Origin of the sequence: Ensifer sp., from assembly GCF_035999135.1 — a bacterium.
Taxonomy (GTDB): domain Bacteria; phylum Pseudomonadota; class Alphaproteobacteria; order Rhizobiales; family Rhizobiaceae; genus Ensifer.
Window position 1 is genome coordinate 24,746 of record NZ_DASYGZ010000065.1, and the last position, 17,698, is coordinate 42,443.

Annotated in this window: 19 protein-coding genes; 8 read left to right on the forward strand and 11 right to left on the reverse strand. The window is 63.8% G+C overall.

What is annotated here, in order from left to right:
* Positions 1-276 precede the first annotated feature (276 nt).
* The 3 genes from VGO12_RS07250 to recX all read left to right on the forward strand — a co-directional run bounded on the left by VGO12_RS07250 (position 277) and on the right by recX (position 3,363).
* A complete protein-coding gene (locus VGO12_RS07250; RefSeq protein WP_327512045.1) occupies positions 277-1,503 on the forward strand; it encodes a PLP-dependent aminotransferase family protein in 1,227 nt (408 codons plus the stop codon).
* A 267-nt stretch (positions 1,504-1,770) separates the two neighbouring features.
* A complete protein-coding gene (locus VGO12_RS07255; RefSeq protein ID WP_327512046.1) occupies positions 1,771-2,541 on the forward strand; it encodes a siderophore-interacting protein in 771 nt (256 codons plus the stop codon).
* Positions 2,542-2,802: 261 nt separating this feature from the next.
* Positions 2,803-3,363, forward strand: a complete 561-nt coding sequence (gene recX, locus VGO12_RS07260; protein WP_414650687.1) for a recombination regulator RecX — start codon at positions 2,803-2,805, stop codon at positions 3,361-3,363.
* 80 nt (positions 3,364-3,443) lie between these two features.
* On the opposite strand, the gene VGO12_RS07265 is transcribed toward recX, so the two are convergent.
* Positions 3,444-3,911: a truncated hemoglobin gene (locus VGO12_RS07265; protein ID WP_327512100.1), complete on the reverse strand. Its 468-nt coding sequence runs from the start codon at positions 3,909-3,911 to the stop codon at positions 3,444-3,446.
* Positions 3,912-4,236: 325 nt separating this feature from the next.
* On the opposite strand from VGO12_RS07265, the gene VGO12_RS07270 reads away from it, so the two are divergent.
* The 3 genes from VGO12_RS07270 (at position 4,237) to VGO12_RS07280 (ending at position 7,460) form a co-directional block, all read left to right on the forward strand.
* Positions 4,237-5,901, forward strand: coding sequence for an arylsulfatase (locus VGO12_RS07270; protein ID WP_414650688.1), 1,665 nt, complete (start codon positions 4,237-4,239; stop codon positions 5,899-5,901).
* 143 nt (positions 5,902-6,044) lie between these two features.
* The gene (locus VGO12_RS07275; protein WP_327512048.1) at positions 6,045-6,842 is read left to right on the forward strand and encodes a hypothetical protein; all 798 of its coding nucleotides are present in this window, start codon (positions 6,045-6,047) and stop codon (positions 6,840-6,842) included.
* Positions 6,843-7,028: 186 nt separating this feature from the next.
* Positions 7,029-7,460 (forward strand): GNAT family N-acetyltransferase, encoded by a 432-nt coding sequence (locus VGO12_RS07280; RefSeq protein ID WP_327512050.1) that lies wholly within the window; start codon positions 7,029-7,031, stop codon positions 7,458-7,460.
* Positions 7,461-7,499: 39 nt separating this feature from the next.
* Here VGO12_RS07280 and VGO12_RS07285 read toward each other — a convergent pair whose 3' ends face one another.
* The 10 genes from VGO12_RS07285 to VGO12_RS07330 form a co-directional block, all read right to left on the reverse strand.
* Positions 7,500-7,841, reverse strand: coding sequence for a DUF6616 family protein (locus VGO12_RS07285; RefSeq protein ID WP_327512051.1), 342 nt, complete (start codon positions 7,839-7,841; stop codon positions 7,500-7,502).
* A 52-nt stretch (positions 7,842-7,893) separates the two neighbouring features.
* Positions 7,894-8,688, reverse strand: coding sequence for a DNA alkylation repair protein (locus tag VGO12_RS07290; protein WP_327512052.1), 795 nt, complete (start codon positions 8,686-8,688; stop codon positions 7,894-7,896).
* Positions 8,689-8,690: 2 nt separating this feature from the next.
* The gene (locus VGO12_RS07295) at positions 8,691-9,209 is read right to left on the reverse strand and encodes a MarR family transcriptional regulator (RefSeq protein ID WP_327512053.1); all 519 of its coding nucleotides are present in this window, start codon (positions 9,207-9,209) and stop codon (positions 8,691-8,693) included.
* 169 nt (positions 9,210-9,378) lie between these two features.
* A complete protein-coding gene (locus VGO12_RS07300) occupies positions 9,379-10,215 on the reverse strand; it encodes a DUF1194 domain-containing protein (RefSeq protein ID WP_327512054.1) in 837 nt (278 codons plus the stop codon).
* Between the two features lie 76 nt (positions 10,216-10,291).
* Entirely contained in the window at positions 10,292-11,110 is an 819-nt protein-coding gene (locus VGO12_RS07305) for an arginase family protein (protein ID WP_327512055.1), read from the reverse strand.
* Between the two features lie 122 nt (positions 11,111-11,232).
* A complete protein-coding gene (locus VGO12_RS07310; RefSeq protein WP_327512056.1) occupies positions 11,233-12,114 on the reverse strand; it encodes an NAD(P)/FAD-dependent oxidoreductase in 882 nt (293 codons plus the stop codon).
* A gap of 169 nt (positions 12,115-12,283) precedes the next feature.
* On the reverse strand, positions 12,284-12,718 hold the full coding sequence (locus VGO12_RS07315) for an Rrf2 family transcriptional regulator (RefSeq protein WP_327512057.1): 435 nt from the start codon (positions 12,716-12,718) through the stop codon (positions 12,284-12,286).
* 88 nt (positions 12,719-12,806) lie between these two features.
* Positions 12,807-13,730, reverse strand: coding sequence for a DMT family transporter (locus VGO12_RS07320; RefSeq protein ID WP_327512058.1), 924 nt, complete (start codon positions 13,728-13,730; stop codon positions 12,807-12,809).
* Entirely contained in the window at positions 13,727-14,725 is a 999-nt protein-coding gene (locus VGO12_RS07325; RefSeq protein ID WP_327512059.1) for a DMT family transporter, read from the reverse strand. Before VGO12_RS07325 ends, VGO12_RS07320 begins: the two co-directional genes overlap by 4 nt.
* Entirely contained in the window at positions 14,722-15,297 is a 576-nt protein-coding gene (locus VGO12_RS07330; protein ID WP_327512060.1) for a TetR/AcrR family transcriptional regulator, read from the reverse strand. Before VGO12_RS07330 ends, VGO12_RS07325 begins: the two co-directional genes overlap by 4 nt.
* A gap of 216 nt (positions 15,298-15,513) precedes the next feature.
* Between VGO12_RS07330 and VGO12_RS07335 the strand changes: the two genes are divergently transcribed.
* Entirely contained in the window at positions 15,514-15,993 is a 480-nt protein-coding gene (locus VGO12_RS07335; RefSeq protein WP_327512061.1) for a hypothetical protein, read from the forward strand.
* A 222-nt stretch (positions 15,994-16,215) separates the two neighbouring features.
* The gene (locus tag VGO12_RS07340) at positions 16,216-17,619 is read left to right on the forward strand and encodes a DUF1254 domain-containing protein (protein ID WP_327512062.1); all 1,404 of its coding nucleotides are present in this window, start codon (positions 16,216-16,218) and stop codon (positions 17,617-17,619) included.
* Positions 17,620-17,698 lie beyond the last annotated feature (79 nt).

Sequence of the window (17,698 nt, forward strand, 5' to 3'; positions counted from 1 at the left end):
ACTGACGTTGGGTGATGCGATTGACGTATCGTCCAGTGCTCAAAAAGCATGCCAATTTAGGTCAATAATGTTGACATAAATTGGCCTTCGTGATCCTGTCGCTTCACCGTCCGGAGCGTTCCGCTCTCAAGTGGGTCGCTTGAAGCGGAAAGATGCTCTAGAACGACAGGACTGGAGCATCCTTCGTGCGTTCGTGGTAACGCAAGGCGCTCTAAACGACGTGGTGGAGGCGGAGAACCGCTTTCCGCACCAATAATCTTCTTGAGGAAACACCCCATGCTGGATTGGGAACATATCTTCGCGACGCGCTCGAGCCGGATGCGCGCCTCGGAAATCCGCGAACTGTTGAAACTGCTCGATCGCCCCGACATCATTTCGTTTGCCGGTGGCATTCCCGATCCTGCGCTGTTTCCGGACGCCGAATTCAAGGACGCCTATGCGGAGATCTTTTCCGGTCCGGCCGTGAGTGCAGCACTTCAGTACTCGGTCAGCGAAGGCTACAAGCCGCTGCGCGAATGGCTCGCCAAGGAGATGGAAAAGATCGGCATCCCCGCCGGCGCCGACAACATCTTCATCACGTCGGGCTCGCAGCAGGGCCTCGACTATATCGGCAAGCTGTTCCTGTCGCCCAACGACACCGCGCTCGTCACCTGGCCGACCTATCTCGGTGCGCTGCAGGCCTTCAACGCCTATGAGCCGACCTACGACCAGCTGAACCCCAACGGCAACCGCACACCCGAGGCCTATCGCCAGGCCGCAACCGACGCCGGCGGCCGGGTCAAGTTTGCCTATCTGTCTGCCGATTTCGCCAACCCCACCGGCGAGACCGTCGACCGGGCCGGCCGCGAGCGCGTGCTGGCGCTGGCCGAAGAGCTCGACATCGCCGTCATCGAGGACGCCGCCTACCAGTCGCTGCGCTACGACGGCGAGCCGGTGCCGCCGATCCTCGCGCTCGAAATCGAACGCAAGGGCGACATCAACAACACCCGCACGATCTATTGCGGCTCGTTCTCGAAGACGCTCGCCCCCGGCCTTCGGGTCGGCTGGGTCTGCGCCTCGGAAAAGGTGATCCGCAAGCTCGTGCTCCTCAAGCAGGCGGCCGACCTTCATTCCTCGACCATCAACCAGATGGCGATCTGCACCGTTGCCGAGCGCGGCTTCGACCAGCAGGTGGCCAAGATCCACAAGGTCTACAAGCAGCGCCGGACCGCGATGCTCGCAGCGCTCGAAAAGTACATGCCGGAGGGCGTGTCCTGGACGAAGCCGGAAGGCGGCATGTTCGTCTGGGTGACCCTGCCGAAGGGCATGGACGGGGCCACGCTGCTGGCGAAATCGATCGAGACGGTGAAGGTCGCCTTCGTGCCCGGCCGCGCCTTCTTTGCCGACGGTTCGGGCGAAAACACCCTGCGTGTTTCCTTCTCCTGCGCCAACGACAAGATGATCGACGAGGGCATCCGCCGCCTCGGCGACCTCATCCGCGGCGAAGTCGCGCTCGCGGCTTAAGACCTCTAGACTTCCGTTTTTTAATGGACGCGCTCGCTCCGGCGGGCGCGTTTTCTTTTGTCTGGAAAAACCTTCGTCTTTTGGTCAAGATGACGCATTGATCGATGCGGACCTTTCCGGTAGACAGATTGCCGTGACATGACCGGGCGTATCCCGGCCACGTAAGCGTTAACGTCACTCAACGCGTATGATCGAACGGCTGGAAGCGGCTTCGATCTGCGCGACTGTGTCCTGCGGATCGAGGTTTTCGGCCCCAAAGGACACTTTATGGATATCTCTCACAGCTATTCCCAATTCACCCCGCCGCGCATCGAGCGCGTTCGCCATGAACTGAAGCGCCGGTCTCTCGTCGTTTCCGGCATCGAACTGGTGACGCCGGGCATGCTCCGGATCACGCTTTTCGGCGAAGACCTCGCCGATTTCGTCAGCCTTGGGGCCGACGATCACATCAAGGTCTTCGTGCCCGGCGCCGACGGCACTGCGGAGATGCGGGACTACACGCCGCGCCGCTACGACAACGACGCCCGGCTGTTGGCGCTCGATTTTGCGCTGCATGAGGCAGGTCCCGTGACCGCCTGGGCGATGAATGCAAAGGTCGGCGATCCGCTCGAGATCGGCGGGCCGCGGGGTTCGGCGGTCATGTCAGGCGATGTCGAGCGCCTGCTTCTGATCGGCGACGAAACGGCGCTGCCGGCGATCGGCCGGCGGATCGAGGAGGCGAAATCGGGCCAGACGATCACCAGCGTCGCCGTCGTCACCGCGCCGGACGAACGCCAGAGCTTCCGCACCGAGGCCGCGCTCACCACCCACTGGGCCTATCGTCCGCTGGAGGAGGCAAGCGATCCCCAGGCACTGCTTGCGGCCGTGCGCGCGGTGGCGCTCGAACCTGGCACCTTCGTCTGGATCGCGGCCGAAGCCTCGGTCACGCGGGCAATCCGCTTCCACTTTGTTGCCGAACGCGGGCTGCCGCTCCCGTTTCTCAAGGCCTCCGGATACTGGGTCAAGGGCAAGGCCGATACGACCGAGAAGTTCGAGTAGCGCCCTGCGCGAACGGATGGCCAATCGGTTCGAGCAACCGTGCGGCCGTTCCGTCGGGGCGCTTTTGTGCTCCGCCGAGGAGACTATGCGTCTGCGAGGCGGGTTGGAGCCCAGATCGACGCGAAAGCTGTTGGGCGGCGTCAAGGCGCGATTGCCTTGCGCGCGGGAGTCAGGTCATTTCCAAAGCTGCCGGCGAGGCGACGACCCGATCGGGTCGCGCACCGTCGCACCATTGGGTGAACTTCAAAGGGCAGGGCAGGCTTGGACCTTATCGACGATCAAGCGCAATCCGACCAGCCGACGCCGCGCATGCTGGCCTGGGCGCGCAACTCCGCCGCCTATCGCCTGGCGCGGCAGATGCTGACGGAAAAGCAGCTTTTCGACGCCATCTCGCGCAAGGCGCGCGAAAAATTCGAGGATATCAGCGTTACCCAGGTGGAACTGCTGGCGGCCGCTGCCGTCACCTTCGCCTATGACAACGGCGCGCTCAACGACAAGGCCTATGCCGAGATCAAGACGCGCTCGGCCATGCGCAGCGGCAAGTCGAAACGGGCAATCGCGCAGAAGCTGTCGGAGAAGGGCGTTGCCAGGGACGCCGTTGCCGCGGCGGTGGCCGAGACCGACGATCTTTATGCCGCCGTGGTTCTCGCACGCAAACGCGCCTTCGGGCCGTTCCGCAAGACCGATCTCGACGAGAAGCGCACGGCCAAGGAACTCTCGGCCTTTGCCCGCGGCGGCTTCAGTTTCGAACTTGGCAAACGGGTGTTTGCGATGTCGCCCGAGGAGGCCGAGGACATCCTGATGGCCGGGCGGTCGCTCTGACGCCAGGCAGCGCGCTCTTAGACTGTTTGAAAGAACACAATTCCGGACGGAAAACCGGTTCGCACTTTCCTGGAGTTGCTCTAGGCGCGCTTCAGCGCCGGATCGTCGAGCGCCGGATTGTAAAACAGCGACAGCGTCAGGCTGCGGGCGATGCGCTCGGCCGTCGCCATGAACCAGGCTTTCGCTTCCGGGGTCGGGGCGATGTCGTCGAGGGTCGCCGAAAAGAGCGCGAGCCATTTCGGGAAGAGGTCGGGCGTCATGTTGGCGACGCCCGTGTGTGCCTGCACCGGCTTGCCGCCGTAAGCGCCGGTGCGGAAGGCGACGGCCGACCAGAAGCTCTTCATCTTATCCATATGCTCCGGCCAGCGCCCGGAAAGCCTGGCGTCGAAGACGGGGCCGAGCTCGGCATGCGCAAGCACGCGGGCGTAGAACGTGTCGACCAGGTGGCTGACGAAGGCCTCGTTGATGCCGATTGCCTGCATCTCCCTTTCGGCGCGCTCGCGCAGCGCTGCGATATGGGCGGGGCGGCCCTGCAACTCGTTGTCCATCTCAAAACCTTCAGCTTCGGCTTTGCTCATATAAGCGCTCGTTGCGCCAAGCCAAAGGCCGAACGGGTGGTTGCGGCAATCTGTCAGGGTGGGCAGGTGGGGCCGGTTTGCATCGTTCAGCCACGGGCGCGGTTCAACCCGCGCTACGCAATTGCAGATGGTCGCAGCCGTTGCCGCGGCTTCCGAACGCCTGCGCCGCCTGTCACTTAACGCGATGCCTGCACGTCGTAACTGTTACGTACTTGGACAAGCCCCCTGCCGGGCGCATCATCCGCCACGTCTAAAACAGCAGTGCATTTCCGATCGCCTTAGCTAGGAGAGTACGATGAGCATGCGTGACGATAACAAGGCCAATCCCGCTGTGGCCGAGAACGGGGTAACGGACGTCAGCCGTCGTGACCTGCTCTTGAGCGGAACGATCTTTGCGGCCGCCTCGCTGGTGGCATCCGGCGCGTCGGTGAGCCCGGCCAAAGCCCAGCAATCGACGTCTTCGAGCGGCAAGCCGCCGAACATTCTTGTCATCTTTGGTGACGATATCGGCATTCCGCAGGTCAGTGCCTATACGATGGGCCTGATGGGCTACCGCACGCCCAACATCGACCGGATCGCCTCCGAAGGCGCGATCTTTACCGACAGCTACGGTCAGAACAGCTGCACGGCCGGCCGCGCCTCGTTCATCCTCGGGCAGGAGCCGTTCCGCACCGGCCTCTTGACCATCGGCATGCCGGGCGATCCGCACGGCATCCAGGACTGGATGCCGACGATCGCCGACGTGTTGAAAACCAAGGGCTATTCGACCGGCCAGTTCGGCAAGAACCATCTCGGCGACCGTGACGAGCACCTGCCGACGAAACACGGCTTCGACGAGTTCTTCGGCAACCTCTATCATTTGAACGCCGAGGAAGAGCCGGAAGGCTACTTCTATCCGAAGGATCCGGAGTTCAAGAAGCGGTTCGGTCCGCGCGGCGTCATCAAGTCGACGGCCGACGGCAAGATCGAGGATACCGGCGCGCTCAACACCAAGCGCATGGAAACGATCGACGAGGAATTCCTGGCGGCCGCCAAGGATTACATCGACCGGCAGGTGAAGGCCGACAAGCCGTTCTTCTGCTGGTTCAACTCGACGCGCATGCACGTCTTCACCCATTTGAAGCCGGATTCGCTCGGCAAGACCGGCAAGGGTATCCATGCCGACGGCATGGTGGAGCATGACGGTCACGTCGGCCAGCTCCTGCAGCAGCTCGACGATCTCGGCATCGCCGACAACACCATCGTTCTCTACACCACCGACAACGGCGCCGAAATCGCGCTGTGGCCGGATGGCGCCATGACCATGTTCCACGGCGAGAAGGGCACGACCTGGGAAGGCGGCTTCCGCATTCCGATGATGGTGCGCTGGCCGGGCGTCGTAAAGCCGGGCACGCAGATCAACGATCCGGTGACGCTGATGGACTGGCTGCCGACATTTGCGACCGCCGCCGGCATCGCCGACGTCAAGGAAGAGATGAAGGCGGGCTTCAAGGGCACGTCGAAGACCTTCAAGGTTCATCTCGACGGTTACGACCTGACGGGGCTCCTGAAGGGAGAAGCAAAGACACCGCCGCGCGACGCGATCTACTACTTCGACCAGGGCGGCAACCTGAACGCGATCCGCTGGAACGACTGGAAGCTGAGCTTTGCGGTCAACAGCGAAGGCAATATCGCGACGGCGACGCGCGAAGTGCCGAGCTGGGCCAACATCACCAACCTCAGGATGGACCCCTACGAGCGCGGCATCAAGGAAGGCGGCGAATCCATGGAGTTCGTTGGCCGCAACATGTGGCTGCTGGTGCCGATCCAGGCCAAGATCAAGGAGTTCTTCAAGGACTTCAATGATTACCCGTACCAGGCCGGCAGCACGCTCAATGCTAGCGGCATCAGCTATGGCTGGCTGGCGCAGCAGGCAGCGATGAAACGGCTCGGCGAACTGGAAAACCTTGCTCCGAGGTAAGGCGCAACGCACTCCGCCGCCGGCACGTGCCGGCGGCGGATACGCTCGTTGATAACATCGGTAGCGGGCGGCGCACCGTTGCCCACCTTCCTGGGCGCCTTGTCTGCGCGCTGCACTCACCTTTTCCGGGACATCGGACATCCATGGATTTTCTCATCTCGCTTGCCGAAGTCAGCATCCCTGCGTTCGCCGCCGTCCTGCTCGTCGGCCAGCTTGCCGCCCACGAAATCGGCTATCGCTTCGGCGTGAGGAGCAAGGAGCGGGCCGGCGGCCAGATCGAGAATGTCGGGGTCGTCGTTGCCGGCATGCTCGGCCTGCTCGCCTTCGTGCTGGCGCTGACGCTGTCGTTTTCGACCACGCGCTTTACCGAGCGCCGCCAGGGCACGCTTACCGAGGCCAACGCCATCGGCACCGCCTGGCTGCGGGCCAAGGCGATCGGCACGCCGGAAGCGCTCGATATCGCCAAGCTGCTCGAAGATTACACCACGGCGCGCGAGGCGTTCGTGCGTGCCGGGCGCAACAGCGACGCGCTCGCCAAGGCCAACAGCGATACGTCCAAGCTGCAGCAGCAGATCTGGCAGAAAGTCACGACGATCGTGCAGCAGGACCCGGACGCCGTCTCGGCGTCGCTGATGGCGTCCGTCAATGAGACCTTCGACGCGAGCACGGCGGAACGTTATGCGCTCGGCATCCGACTGCCATGGCAGATCTTCTGGTTGCTGATCGGCGTGATGGTCATGAGCATGGGCGCGCTCGGATACCAGTTCGGCCTCAAGGGCCGGCCGGTGCGCTTCCTGATCGTGCTTCTGACGCTGGTCTGGACCTCGATCATCGTCAACATCCTCGACCTCGCCTCGGCGAGGGTCGGCAATTTCCGCACGGACACCTCGGTCTATCAATGGACGCGGCAGGGATTTACGGGCCCCGCGCCGCCGCAATGAGGCTTGGACGACGGATGGGATTTGGTTGCGTCAGACGCCGCCAGGTCCTACTGCATGTTTTGGTCGTTTAATCGTATTCGGTTAAAGGACCAAAACATGCAGAAAATCAAAGTGCTACAGCGACCTTTGCGCGTCTGATAAGACGCGCGGCGCTGTAGTTTCGCGCAAAACTTGCGGAACGGGATCATGCGAATTCGACCTGCGGACGAGAACGACTTCGTGGCGCTCTGCGCAGTCGACACTGTTGCCGCTGCTGACCCGAAACGACGCGACCAGATTTCCGGCTGGCTTGACGCGGGATGCTGTGATCTGGTCGAGCTCGATGGCGCGGTCGCAGCCTATGGCGTGCTGACCCGCCATTTCTTCGGCAACGCGTTCATCGACATGCTGATGGTCGGCAGCGCCCACCGCCGAAAGGGGCTTGGTGCGGCGCTGATCGCCCACTTCCAGGCGATGTGCGCGGGGTCGAAACTCTTTACGTCGACGAACATGTCGAACCAGCAGATGCAGGCCCTGCTGGTCAGGGCCGGTTTCCGCCCGAGCGGCTATATCGACAATCTGGACGAGAACGACCCGGAGATCGTTTTTTACAGCCCCGTCCAGCCGGTCGACGCTTGATCAGGTCAACCGCCGGGCAGCCGACACGTCGCCGAAGCCTCAGGCTGCTTCGCCGAGCTGGGCGAGGTGGCCGGCAAGATCGGTGCCCTTGCCGCCGGCGTTGACCGTGTCGAAATATTCGTGCCAGCCGGATTGGGCAATGCCTGCAACGAGCGCTTCCAGCGCCGTCGCATCCGGGCAGCGCCACACCGCAAAGAAGGTCTGCGATGCCGCATGCAGCTTCGACTGGTCGACCTTGCCGAAGGTGATGAGCTCCACGCCGAGCGCGCTCAGCGAAGGCATGGCGGAGCCGATCGCCGAAAAGAACTGCTGGCGACCCTGACGGGGGAGAGCCAGCCAGGCCGGCTTGGCGCTGTAGAGTTCGGTCAGGTAGTGGGGCATGGTCTGCTTTCCGTGTTTTCTGAAGTGATACAAGTCGGGATGACAGGCAGCTTTAGGCGCCTGTGGAACGGGGTTCCGTGGGAATGGATCGAAGCGCGCGCCGGCAGATGCGTGCGGTTGCGGGCACTGGACTTTCGACGGACCAGCGATCGCAGAGGGCTTGAACCCAATCCGGCCGATCCTTGGCCGCGTCGTTCAGCCAGTTGCCGACCGAATCCTGCACATAGGGTGAGGGATCGGCGTTGAGGGGCTCGATGACGGCGAGCGCTCGCTCGGGCTCCTTCTTCAGGGCTGCGATATGGGCGCACCAGACACCGCGCGGGCGGAGAGCTTCCGAGGCGAAGCGGCGGATGCGCTCGGAGGGGTCTGGTGTCCACTCGGCCACGAGCAGCGCGATTGCCCGATCCAATTCCGAGGCGAGATGGGGACGAACGGCGATCCAGGCCCATTCGCGGACGCCGAAATGCCCGTCGTCGGCAAGGGGCCTGATGGCGGCCAGGCGCGCGGCAAGCGTCATGTCCTTTTCGGCGGCGATCATGAAGCAGGCCCAGCCTCTGACCGTGTCCGAGGGATGGAGCGCAAGCGTCGCCAACGCCGAAGGACCAAGGCGTTCCGCGATCAGCCTTGCGGCGAGCGGCATGCGCCGGGAGATGCCGGCCGAAGCGGCCGCACCCATCTCGGCAACCGCATCGTCGCCGATGCCGGGGAGGGTGCTCAGCATGAGTGCCGCAAAATCGACCGCGAGGCATTCGGTCAGGGTGGCCGCCGGCGCTCCGGCGTTCAGTTGCGTGAGACGCAGGGCGTCGATGCCGGCGACGCCGCGTGTTTGGGTTCTGCTTTCGCTCACGACTATGCTTCCGGCGCGTCCAGCGGCGCGCCGCCAGTTCCGAGGTTTTGCCAGACGCGCTGCAGCAGGCCGTGCAGCGTCTGGTGCTCGTCGGCGGTGAAGCCGGCAAAGAGCGACGCGATCCAGGCGCTGTGTTCCAGAAGCAGGCTGTCTGCGATCTTGCGGCCGGACGCCGTCAGCAGGACCGCGAGCTTTCGCCGGTCGTTGCGGTCGGATCGGCGCTCGACGAAGCCGTCGCGCTCCAGCCCGTCGATGAGCCCGGTGATGGTGGCGCGCGTGACGCCGGCGCGATCGGCGAGTTCGTGTGGCGCCAGGCCCTCGGGTTGATCGGAAAGCAGGAAGAGGATAACGAACTTTCCTTCCGAAAGCCGGTGCGGCGCTAATCTTGCGGCGCAGTCCCGGTCGATCGCGCCGGAGAGCGAAAGCAGTTCGAAGCAGGCGCGCATGTTGCCGGTCTCGGCCGCCGCCCGACGCTCGGCTTCCCGCAGCAGGGCCCGGTGTTTTTGTTCCAGCATTGTCATGAGGCGACAGATAATAAGGCGCCTAATCAAAGTCAACATCGCCCTGGTTCTGGCTGTGGATGAGTGGGCGTCTTCGTCCAAGGCGCGCCGCGATGTTTCAGGCGCTTCCGGTCCTTGATATGGCCCGTGCCGGTGTCGCAAACCGCCGCACACTGTTGCGCGACATGCCTTAGCGCCCGATCATGCGCTCCTGCATCTCCTCGCCGATGAAGCAATTGTAACCCGCGCCGTACTGAACCGGCTGTGGCTGCTCGGCCGGCTCGAACCCGCTCATGTGCGGGCCGGAGATCTCGGTGACGAGCTTTTTCAGGATGGCTTCGGCAAACTGGCTGGCATCGGTGACCTTGACCAGAAAGGCGCCTTCGCCGCCGATCACGCATTCGCGGTAATAGACGTCGAGGTCGGGAATGGAGGCGGTGTCGGGGTGTACCGACGGCATGATCGGCAGGCCGTCGATGACGATGCCGCGGGCCACGGTGGAATTGCGCGCAACAGGGGCTGGAACGCCGGAATTGTTCGGTCCGTCGCCGGAGATATCGATGACGCGTCGGCTCGGCTGGTATGAGGTGAGCTCGAACAGGCGCCGCGAAAAGTTGAGCGTATTGGAGATCGAGGTGAAGGCGATGCGACGGTTCGGCTGGCGGCGCAGCGCTTGCGCGAACTGTGCGGCTGCGTCACGGCCGTCGATCAGCGTCCACGGCGTAACCTGGACGGCCGAACCTCCCCATTCGACATAGGTCACGGCGATGCGCCCGAGCGGCCCGTCTTCGATGGCGCGTATCAGTGCGGGGTTGAGGAAAGCTGCGACATAGCCCTGCCGCTGCAGCCGCTGCTCTTCGACTTCCATCGAATAGGACACGTCGACGGCGAGCACCAGCGCCAGATCGACGCGCAAAGACTGCGCGGACGTGCTGCCGCCCAGGAGACAAGCGCAGGCGACATGGGCGCAGGCAACATGGGCGCAGGCAAGACGGGCGCAGGCAAGACGAGCGGATCGCAGGTTCATGGCGGCCGGGCGTTTCAGTGCTTTCTAAAACGCCATGCTACGCCGAAACCGTCCGGCTGCAATCCCGCGCTCGACGTCAGCGACGAAGGGCTGCCAGAAGCGGTTCCAATGCCTCGATCAGAGGCACTGGCGAAACCGGTTCGCCATCCGTCGACCAGGCATTCTGGAACTCGGCGATTTCCAGGCCGACGACCCGGCTTTCGGCAAGGACCTCGCAAGCTGCGCGCAGGTCATCGAGCGACAGGCCGTCATCATGCCGATAGTCGGTCGGGACGATGCCGGGATTGAGCACATCGCAGTCGAGGTGGATGTAGACGGGCCTGCCGGCGACAGCGTCCGCCAATCTCTGCGCAAGGTCTGTCCCGGGAAGGATATGCGGGATTCGATGCTGGTGGATTAGCTCGATTTCAAACGGATCTAGGTCGCGCTGGCCGACCAGAACGACATTGCCGAGCGACAGCCCGTCGCCGAGGCCGGACTGCCACAGGCCCAAGGGGCCGGCAAGCGCCAGCCCGCCGAGGTAGCCGGTGTCGCTGGCTTCAGGCGTGTTGAGATCACCGTGCGAGTCGAACCAGACGACGACCGCATCCCTATGGTGCCTCGCGACGGCAGGCAGCGTTGCCAGCGAAACCGCGCATCGGCTCGTCGCGGCAAGCGAAACCGATCCCTCCGCGTAAATCGCTTCGAAGCGATCCTGCATCTGCCGAAGGGCCGGCATCGCGGCTTCAAGTTCGATGGACCAGTCCACATTCATCGCCGGCGCGGGAGCGCCGACGACAGCGGCCTCAAGGCCGAGTTTCAGCGCCAGCTGCGACGCAATTGGCCTCGCGCCCGGAATGGCAAGGTCGTTGTGGTCGCCGCAGCGGCCCTGGAAGCAGGTAAGGGCGATGGGCATCGGTGATCCGCTCCAATGATATCGGGGCGACGCGGGCGTCGCTGATTCCTTCAGGGAAGCGACGGTGCCTTGAAGGCGAGGCATGTTCAATGCCCCCGCCTTCAAGGTGATGCCGTCCGCGTTTAAAACACCAGCGAGCGATGCAGTTGCGCGCCGGCCCAGGCGCCGTCACCGACTGCGAGCGAGACGGAGTGGGGGACACGACCGACGTCGCCGCAGGCAAAGGCGCCGGGTATCGAGGTTTCCTTGGCGGCCGTGGCCTTGATCTGCAGCCCCATCGGCGTCTCCTCGATGTCGCAGCCGAGACGCTCGGCAATATCGCTTGCGGGCGTCGTGCGGGTGGCGACGAAGAGGCCGGAGAAGCCCACGCGGCGGCCATCGGTCAGCACCACGTCGGCGTGGCCTTCGAGCCTTGCGACGGGTGTCTCGTCGATGGTGACGCCGCGCCTTTCGAGATCGGCACGCGCGTCTGCGTCAGGCTGAACCACGCCATTGGTGAAGAAAGTGACCTTGCCCCATTCAGGAATGAGCTGCGCCTGGTGGATCGACATCGGGCTTGCGGCGATGACGGCGATCGCGCCCTCGTTCAGCTCATAGCCGTGGCAATAGGGGCAATGGAAGACGCTTCGGCCCCAGCGCTCGGCAAGGCCCTCGATCTCCGGCAGGCCGTCCTTGACGCCGGTTGCAAATAGCAGGCGCCGACCTTCAATGGAGACGCCGTCGGCGGTCACGACGACGAAGCTGTCGAGCTTGCCGCTTGCACTCTCGGCGCGGCTGTCGATCCAGGTGAGTGTCGGGTAGGCGGTGAGCTGCCTGCGGGCGGTCGCGGCGATCTCCGAAGGGTCGACGCCATCCTGGCCGAGGAAACCGTGGGAGTGGCTGGCGAAGCGGTTGCGCCGGATGCCTTCGTCGATGATCGTCACGCTCCGGCGCGCACGCAGCAGCTGGAGGGCGGCGGCCATTCCGGCATAGCTGCCGCCGATGATGATGACGTCCTGTTGCATGGGGTCGGTTCCTTTCGGTTGGGCGCAGGCCAGCCCACCGGTCATTTCAACCAGTGTCCCGACCCGAGCTTTGGGCAACGGAATTCCGGCCGGAAACCGCGTTCAGCCGGTTCCGGAAATGTCGGATGTTAGGGATCGATCACGTCACGACGGGATCAATCGGGTGCTTTCAATGCGATCGAAGCTTGTGCCTGCGCGTGAAATCCTCGGCGAGGTCGGCAAGGGTGACGTGGGCGAAGCGCTCGAGCAGCAGCGCCTCGGCCTCGGCAAAGGCGGTGTCGAGCGCGGCATTGACCGCCTGTTCGACGAGGCATTCCGGCATTTCCTGCCGGTTGCCGATGGCAAAGATCGCGGGTTCGCCGAGCGTTTCGTGCAACTGCCGGAGCGAGATGGCCTTGAGGTCGCCGGTGATCGCCCAGCCGCCGGAGTGGCCGCGGGTCGACGAAACGATGCCGGCATCCCTGAGGTAGCCCATGGTGCGGCGTACGACGACCGGGTTGGTGCTGATGCAAAGCGCAAGCTCGTCCGAGGTCATGGGCTCGCCGCGCTCGGCCATGTGCAAGAGCGCGTGAAGGACGGAGGAAAGGCGGCTGTCTTTTTTCATGTAACTTCGATTATTACGAATCGAGCCGTGATGCAAGCACTCTTCGACGGCGAGGCCTTTTGGGCAAGCGGCCGTCAGGCGCCCGACATCAGGCTTCAGGCGGCGCCTTGGCGCGGGCGACCATGACGATGCCGACGAGCGAAACGGCAAGACCGGCGGCCATGCCGAGCGACAGGGGCTCGGAAAACACCAGCCACGCCCAGATCATCGTGACCGGCGGGCTCAGATAGAGGACCGCGGTGACGCGGGTGGGCGAGGATTTTTTCAGCGCCAGATAGTAGAGGCTCCAGGCGCCGAAGGTGGCGACGAACACGAGCCAGAGGATGCCACTTACGAAGCCGGGGTCGAGAACCGGCAGCACGCTGCCCTCGTGCCCGGCAAAAAGCGCGAAGATCGCCGCTGCCGACAGGCACTGGATGCAGAGGCTCTGATGCACCGGCATGGCGCTTGCCCGGCTGCGCTTTTGCAAGAGCGTCGCCAGCGCCAGTGACAGGGTGCCGAGGACCGGCAGGGCATAGGCAAAAAGCGGGACATTGCCGAGATCGATCGACCAGCCGGATGCGATCACGACGCCGGCAAGGCCGATGAACGAGCCGAGCCATTGCCGGGCGGTCAGGGCCTGACCGAGCACGGGCCAGGAGAGGATGGCGACGGCGAGCGGCAGCATGTCGGCAATCAGCGCAACAAGGCCGGTCGGCACACCCCTGTCGATCGCAAGCGCAAAGCCGGCGAGATAACCGGACATCGCCAGCGCGCCGAACAGCATGTGTGCGGCGGCATCCTTGAGCCGGATACGGGGTCCGATCAGGAGCCCGAAGGGCAGGAGTATGAGGCCGGAGACGAGGCTGCGCCAGAGCAGGATCAGGAAGATCGGCGCATGGTCGATTGCAAAGCGGATGCCGACGAAGCCAGCGCTCCAGGTCATCACCAGCGCCGCTTCGACCAGCACCAGGGCGAGGACCGGCCAGGCGCTTCGAGGATCGCGTCGGGCAAGCAGCGCGCCATCGCTCATCGCCTCAGGCGTCCTTCACGCACTGGCGTTGCCAGTGCCAGTGCTGCCCCCGATGCGCCGGATCGGCCGATGTCCCTGTGGCGGCGTCGGCCGCCGATCGGCACCGTCAGGATGAACAGCGAGCCGACGATGAGGCCCACGCCCACCCAGCCGGCGACCGGCAGGCGCTCGCCGACGACGACGACGGCAAGGACTGCCGCGATGACCGGCTCCAGCAGTGACAACGTCGTCGCCATGGTGGCGGAGACACGGGCGAGACCGTAGGCAAAGAGCACGTAAGCCACGAGCACGGGCACAAGCGCCATGTAGACGCCGACGGCGATGTTGGTCCAGGACGCGAGCAACGGTGCGCCGGTTGCGGCAAGCACCGGCAGCAGCGCCATGCCGCCGATGCCGAAGATCGATCCCATGGCGGCGCGCGGCGGGATACCCGCCTGCATCAGCCGGCGCGCCACCCAGGAATAGAGCGCGTAGAGCAGGCCTGAGAGAAGGCCGAGAAGAATGCCGTAAAGCACGGCACGCGCATCCTGAGCGTCGGCGCCACCATGGCCTGCACTTTCGGAGAAGGTGAGAAGTGCTGCGCCGGCAAGGCCGGCGGCCGCACCCAGAATCCAGCGGGTCGTGAGCTTCTGGCCATCGAAGAAACGCTCGATCAGCGAGGCGGCGAGCGGCGCCGAGCCGATGGAAATGACGGTGCCGATGGCGACGCCGGCCAGATGCATGGAAGAGTAGAAGGCGAGCGGGTAGATCGCGACCGAGAGCGAACCGAGGACGAGCATCGGCCATTGCCCGGCGATGCGGTGCCGGCTCTTGAGGATCGATCTGAGTGCCGTCAGCGCCAGGAGCAGGCCGCCAAGGCCCATGGCGACAGCACCGATGCCGAGCGGGCCGACGCCGGACGCCAAGGTGGCGGTGGTGCCGGTGGTGCCCCAGAGCGCCGAGGCTATCAGCACGCAGGCGATGCCGACGAAAGAAGCGGAAGGCTGAGAGGTCATAATTGGTCCATGATGGAGATGGCGATCTTGCGGGCGCTCTTCAGCCTGGCGTCGTGTCCGTCGAGCCCGGCGCGCGACATCGCGCCTTCCAGCAGGAAGGAGAGGTGCTCGGCCGTGTCGTCGATCGCCGCACCGGCGCCGGGCTTCATTTCGCTGAGATACTGCTTGAAGAGTGTTTCCACCTCGTCCTTCTGCGAGGCGACAATGGCGCGGGCGGGATCGCCGACGGAAAGCTCGGCTGCGGCATTGAGCAGTCCGCAGCCACGAAAGCCCCAGGAATAGGCCATCTCGGCATGGTCGACATAGCTGTCGAAGATGGCGAGCACCCGATCCCGCGGCGTTGCCGCTTGCGACAGGCGCTCGCGATAGAGCGCCTGCCATTCCCTGTGGCGCGCCTCGATATAGGCGTTCACCAGATCGGTCTTGGAGGAGAAGTTGTTGTAGAGGCTCATCTTGGCGACGCCCGCATGGGCCGTGATCGCATCGATGCCGGTGGCGCCGACCCCATCACGATAGAAGAGTTCCGCTGCCGCCTTCAAAAGCCGCTCGCGCGCCGGCGCCCTGTCGCTCATGTGTGCCTCCTGATGTTAGGTAGACCGATCTACCTAATCACGGGCAAATGTCAACCCTGTCCCTGAAATGGTGTCCTCGCGGGGGATGGGCAGCCACCAAGTCTGCCTTTGCCCGGCACCGATCGGAAGGCGGAATTCTGTAATGAAAATGGATCAATTGCCGAGAGTGAACCCGTCGCGCATTGTCAATCCGAAGACAGTCATGGGAGGGGCGGAATGAACACTTTGGAAGTACTTGCCAACATCGCGGAAATAGTCGCCGCAGGCGCGACGGTAGCTATTTCCTGGTTCATATTCGACTACACAAGGAAAAGGGAGATTTTTGAATCCAGCGCCCAGATACAGACGGAATGGCAGATCCACAATCAGATCATCATGGCGGACACCGATCTTCTCCAGATGGAAGCAAACATGCATCCGTTTGGAGAAATCTCCTCGGAGCAGACCAAGAGGATGTATTCCTATTTCCTGAAACTCAATCTCGCCTTCAACAGTTGGTCTGGAAGCGCCCTCCACGTCGACGAGAAGCTCGCGACCTCAACCGTGAACAACACCATCAATATTCTCTATTCGGACCGCGCGTTCATCAGGTCACACGTCTTTCCCAGGGGATATCCGCGAAGCTTCACGTCGATGATCGACGACAAGTGGAGAGAGATGGAAACGAGTGGAGGCAAGCCTCTGCCGATGGTCTGACGTGCGCCATGGCGGGCAGAGCAGGGCTCGCTGGCCCCCGCAACCGGTTGCCTGCGGGTGCGGCGTCAACGGCGGTAACCGTTACGTACTTGCGCGCGGCGCGGGCGCAGACCTTACTTCATGGCGAGCCACATTTCATCGCGAGCCACCGGGCGTGCTGGGCGCGCGGATCGCGGTCAAGCAGAGCGCCAGCAGCATTCAGAAGCCGAAAGTGAGGATGACATGCTCCGACTTACCCTAACGGCGCTTGCGCTCGTTGCCGGCACGCTCAGCGTATCGGCGCAGGATCCTTCCGCCGAAACCCTTCAACGCCGCATCATCGAGCGCCGGGCGACGGACGCGGTGATCTGGGGCATGCCGGCTGTTAATGCCGACCTGATGTTGCAGACCATGCTTTCGACCACCAAGGCCAAGGTCAACGAGGTCGTCTACTGGTCGAAGCCGGTCAACTGGAAGAACCAGACGCTGACGCCCAATCCGGACGCGATCTATCTGATGTCATTCTGGAACGTGAAGGACGGGCCTGTTGTCATCGAGATCCCGCCGGCCGAAGGCGGGTCGTTTGCCGGCAACATCGTCAACGCCTGGCAGATGCCGCTTGAAGACGCCGGACCGCAAGGGGCGGACGAAGGCAAGGGGGGGAAGTACCTGATCCTGCCGCCGGATTACATGGGCGAGGTGCCGGAGGGCTTCATTCCGCTTCGCTCGGACACCTTCACCGGCTTTGCGCTCCTGCGCTCCAACCTGAAGAGCCACGCCGATGCCGACATTGAAAAATCGGTCGCCTATGGCAAGAGGGTCAAGATCTACCCGATGTCAGCGGCGGGAAAGCCGCCGGAAACCACCTTCACCGACGCCTATGACGTGCTGTTCGATGCGACCATCCGCTACGATGCAAGCTTCTTCGACAACCTCAACCGGGTCGTGCAGACGGAGCCCTGGCTCGAGCGCGACCGGGTGATGATCGACCAGTTGAAGTCGCTCGGCATCGAGAAGGGCAAGCCCTTCCAGCCGAGCGACGAGACGAGGAAGCTCTTCGATGCGGCGGCGGCTGAGGCGAAGGCCGAACTTTCCGCCCGTTACGACGCCGGCTTCCCGCCTCTCAACGAAGGCATCAGCTGGTTCCCGGCGGCGCTGGCCGAGATGGTGAAGGCGGCCTCGGACGGCTATGATCATCCCGACAGTTACCCGGTCGATGCCCGCGGCGTGACTTACACGCTCGGCTTTACCGGCATCAAGCGTCTCGGCACGGCGCAGTACTACCTCCTGGCCAACAAGGACAAGGACGGCAACGCGTTTGACGGCGCCGCCAACTACCGGCTGGTCGTGCCGAAGGATGCGCCGGTCAAGCAATACTGGTCGGTGACCGTCTACGACCGCGAGACCCATGCGCTCGTGCGCAACATGGACAAGGCCAGCGTCGCCTCGATCGGCGAGGGCGTGAAGAAGAATGCCGACGGTTCGGTCGACGTCTATTTCGGCGCCAAGGCGCCCGCCGGAAAGGAGGCCAATTGGGTACCGGTCGACCCGGCCCGCAAGTTCGAGCTGCTGTTCCGGCTCTACGGCCCGGAAAAGCCGCTGTTCGACAAGAGCTGGAAACTGCCGGATGCCGAGAAGATGCCGTGACGCCGGGCGCGTCGATGGACCTGCAGCGGCTCGAAGATGGCGGCGCGACGGGTGCCCATTGACCCGGCGCGTGCGGGCC